Annotated in this window: 2 protein-coding genes; one reads left to right on the top strand and one right to left on the bottom strand. The window is 69.2% G+C overall.

Annotation, left to right across the window (positions count from 1 at the left end):
- Positions 1-1412 (top strand): lysine N(6)-hydroxylase/L-ornithine N(5)-oxygenase family protein (locus ADL34_RS33525; protein WP_062739853.1); only part of this gene is annotated, 1412 nt, incomplete at its 5' end.
- A gap of 11 nt (positions 1413-1423) precedes the next feature.
- On the opposite strand, the gene ADL34_RS33520 is transcribed toward ADL34_RS33525, so the two are convergent.
- On the bottom strand, positions 1424-3232 hold the full coding sequence (locus ADL34_RS33520) for a bifunctional metallophosphatase/5'-nucleotidase (protein ID WP_062674785.1): 1809 nt from the start codon (positions 3230-3232) through the stop codon (positions 1424-1426).
- Positions 3233-3419 lie beyond the last annotated feature (187 nt).

The raw sequence follows: 3419 nt of genomic DNA, 5'->3' as shown, positions 1-3419 counted from the left end.
CCGCCCCCGACGCCCCCCGCGACCTCGTCGGCATCGGCATCGGACCCTTCAACCTCTCCCTCGCCGCCCTCGCCCACCCCCTCGCCGAAGTCGACGCCGTCTTCTACGAACAGCGCCCCGCCTTCTCCTGGCACCCCGGACTCCTCCTCGACGGCGCCCGCATCCAGGTCCCCTTCCTCGCCGACCTCGTCACCCTCGTCGACCCCGCCAGCCCCTGGACCTTCCTCAACTACCTGCGCGGCCGCGACCGTCTCTTCCCCTTCTACTTCGCCGAGCGCTTCCACATCCAGCGCGCCGAATACGACGCCTACTGCCGCTGGGTCAGCGAGAACCTCCCCGGACTGCGCTTCGGCCACAACGTCGACGCCGTCCGCTTCAACCCCGAACGCGACGTCTTCGAGGTCGACCACATCCGGCGCGACCCCGACGACGGCACCGAGGAACTCAGCCGCACCTACGCCCGCAACATCGCCGTCGGCATCGGCACCGAACCCGACGTCCCCGACGCGCTCAGACCCCTCGTCGACGCCCCCGGGGTTCCCGTCGTCCACGCCGCCGACTACCTCACCCACCGCGACACCCTGCTCGCCGCCGACCACATCACCGTCGTCGGCTCCGGACAGTCGGGCGCCGAGATCTTCCTCGACCTGCTCCGCAAGCGCCCCGCCGGACGCGAACGGCTCCACTGGCTCGGCCGCACCGAGTCCTTCGCCCCCATGGAGTACTCCAAGCTCGGCCTGGAGCACTTCACCCCCGACTACACCCGCTACTTCCACAGCCTCGCCGAACCCGTCCGCGACCGGCTCGTCGCCTCCCAGTGGCAGCTCCACAAAGGCATCGACGCCGACACCCTCGCCGCCATCCACGACGAGCTCTACCGCCGCACCCTCGACGGCGGCTGGCCCGACACCGTCCTCACCCCCGGCGTCACCGTCCGCACCGCCGGACGCCTCGCCACCACCAAGATCGAACTCCATCTGGAGCACCCCGGCCAGAACGCCCGCACCCGCCTCACCACCGACGCCGTCGTCCTCGCCACCGGCTACCGCGAACGCCCCCTGAACCGCCTCCTCGCCGGACTCGACCCCTACCTGCGCCGCGACAGCCGGGAACGCCCCCGCGTCGACGACACCTACCGCCTCGTCATGGACCCCGCCGTCACCGGCTCCGGCTGCCACGTCTACGTCCAGAACGCCGAACGCCACACCCACGGCGTCGGCACCCCCGACCTCGGACTCGCCGCCTGGCGCAGCGCCACCATCCTCAACGCCGTCACCGGCAAGGAGACCTACCCGCTGCCCGGCCGGACCGCCTTCACCACCTTCGGCCTGGAACAGCGAGAGCCCCGGATCCCGCGAGCGCGGCGCCCAGAGGCACTCACACCACTCACCGACGGGATCCGGGGCTCCTAGCCGGCCTCTCGTCAGAACACCGGAGTGCCCTCACGGGTCAGCTTCCAGTCCACCGACGCGAAGTCCTTCGGGTCCAGCACACCCTTCGCGGTCACCCACTCCGCGATCCGGGTCCGGATCTCCGTCGACTCCGACCACAGCTCCTGGGCCGACGCCACATGCGGGAACGCCCCGCCACCGTTGGCCCGGTAGTTGTTCACCGCGAACACGAACTTCTGCGCGTCGTCCAGCGGCGCACCCTGATACGACAGGTTCTTGATCCGCTTCCCGGCCGGCTGCGCGATGTCGATGTCGTACGACAGCCCCGACACGTAGTCGTAGTTGTAGTCCGGCCGGTTGTTCGCGTTCGTCAGCTTCTCCACGTCCACCGGCGCACCCGGCGCCGTCTGCACGAAGTACTCCGCCGAGAACTCCAGGTACGCCCTCACCTGCGCACCCGTCATCAACTTCGCGACCAGCGTGTTGTCGTACACGTACAGACTCGACAGATCCCGGATCGTCACCTCACCGGCCGGGATCTCCGACGTCCGCGAGAACGGCGACGCCTGCGAGATCACCGGCAGCGCGGCGTGCTCCGTACCCGCCAGAGCCGCCTTCACCACGTCCTCCTGGACCTTGGTGATCAGATCGATGATCGGGGCGTCCTTGTAGCGGGCGTCCACCGTCGTCAGCGTCTCGGTCGCCGAGCCCACCACCTGGTTGACGTACTCCACGACCAGGTCGTGGTCGTCCTTCAGCAGCCGCGTGATCCGCGGGTCGTCCGGGACCGACCGCGAGTCCCGCAGCGACGCCTTGACCGACTCGACCGTCCAGCAGCCCCGCTCGAAGACCAGCTCGAAGTCGAACACCGACAGCCGCTGCGCGTAGCACAGCGGCTCCGACAGCACGACCGTCCGGCCCGTCTTCTCGTTCGTGACCTTCAGCTCCGCGATCTCCGTGTGCGCGTGCCCGACGAGGATCGCGTCGATCCCCGGCACCTGCTGCGCCACCAGCGCCGCCGAGTTCTCCACGTACGGCAGCTGGTCACCGTACGACGACGTGCCCGACGCACCCGAGTGCGCCGACACCACGACCACGTCCGCGCCCATCGACCGCAGCTTCGGCACCCACTTCGCGGCCTGCTCCTCCAGACCCGGGAACACCAGCTTGCCCTCGACGTACGCCTTGTCCCAGATCGCGATGCCCGGGTTCGTCAGACCCAGCACCGCCACCTTCACCGGCGGCGCGCCCTTCACATGGAACGTCTTCATGAAGTACGGCGGGAAAGCGGGCTTCAGCGTCCTCGCGTCCAGCGCGTTCGCACCCAGCAGCGGGAAGTCGCACTGCGACTCGAACTTGCGCAGCGTCTCGATGCCGTAGTTGAACTCGTGGTTGCCGAGGGCCACCGCGTCGTACCCGATCGCGTTCATCGCCGCCGCCATCGGATGGACCGGGCCGCCCTTCGCGGTGATCGGGTCGACCTTCGCGTAGTAGTACGTCAGCGGGGTGCCCTGGATCGTGTCGCCCGCGTCGATGAGGAGCGTGTTGCCGCGCCCCTTCTCCTCGCGGACCTGGTTCACCAGCGTCGAGACCCGCGACAGGCCCTTCGCGTTGCCCGCGGTGTCCGAGTACTCCGCGTCCTTGAAGTAGTCCCAGTTGAAGACGTTGCCGTGCAGGTCCGTCGTGCCCATCACGGTCAGCGCGTACCGCTTCTTCTTCGGGCCCTTCGCCTGCGCCGGCTGCGCGGCCTGGGCCGCCGGGGCGCCCACCGCGCCGGCCACCGCCACGCCCGCTCCGGTCACGGCCGACTTCATCAGGAACTTCCGGCGGTCCAACGGCATGAGTGCATCTCCCGAGGGGAAAGGGCCAACAACGCGCGTAGATTCTGACCTGGACACGGCAGCCGGCAACAGCCCCCGCAGGTTTCGAATTGATGACCCGCCGGGCCCGTAACCGAGCAAGCGATGACAGAGTGGGACGTATGGCCACGCCTTCAGAGGACCCCCAGCCCGCCGCCCCCTACGGAAC

The organism is Streptomyces sp. NRRL WC-3605 (assembly GCF_001509795.1).
Classification (GTDB): Bacteria; Actinomycetota; Actinomycetes; order Streptomycetales; family Streptomycetaceae; genus Streptomyces; species Streptomyces viridochromogenes.
The sequence above is the reverse complement of the archived record's forward strand: the minus strand, read 5'-3'. Positions and strand labels throughout refer to the sequence as shown.

What these genes read in the sequence shown, in the direction of transcription:
- ADL34_RS33520 (WP_062674785.1), bottom strand. Translation starts at nt 3,232, where the DNA reads ATGCCGTTGGACCGCCGGAAGTTCCTGATGAAGTCGGCCGTGACCGGA.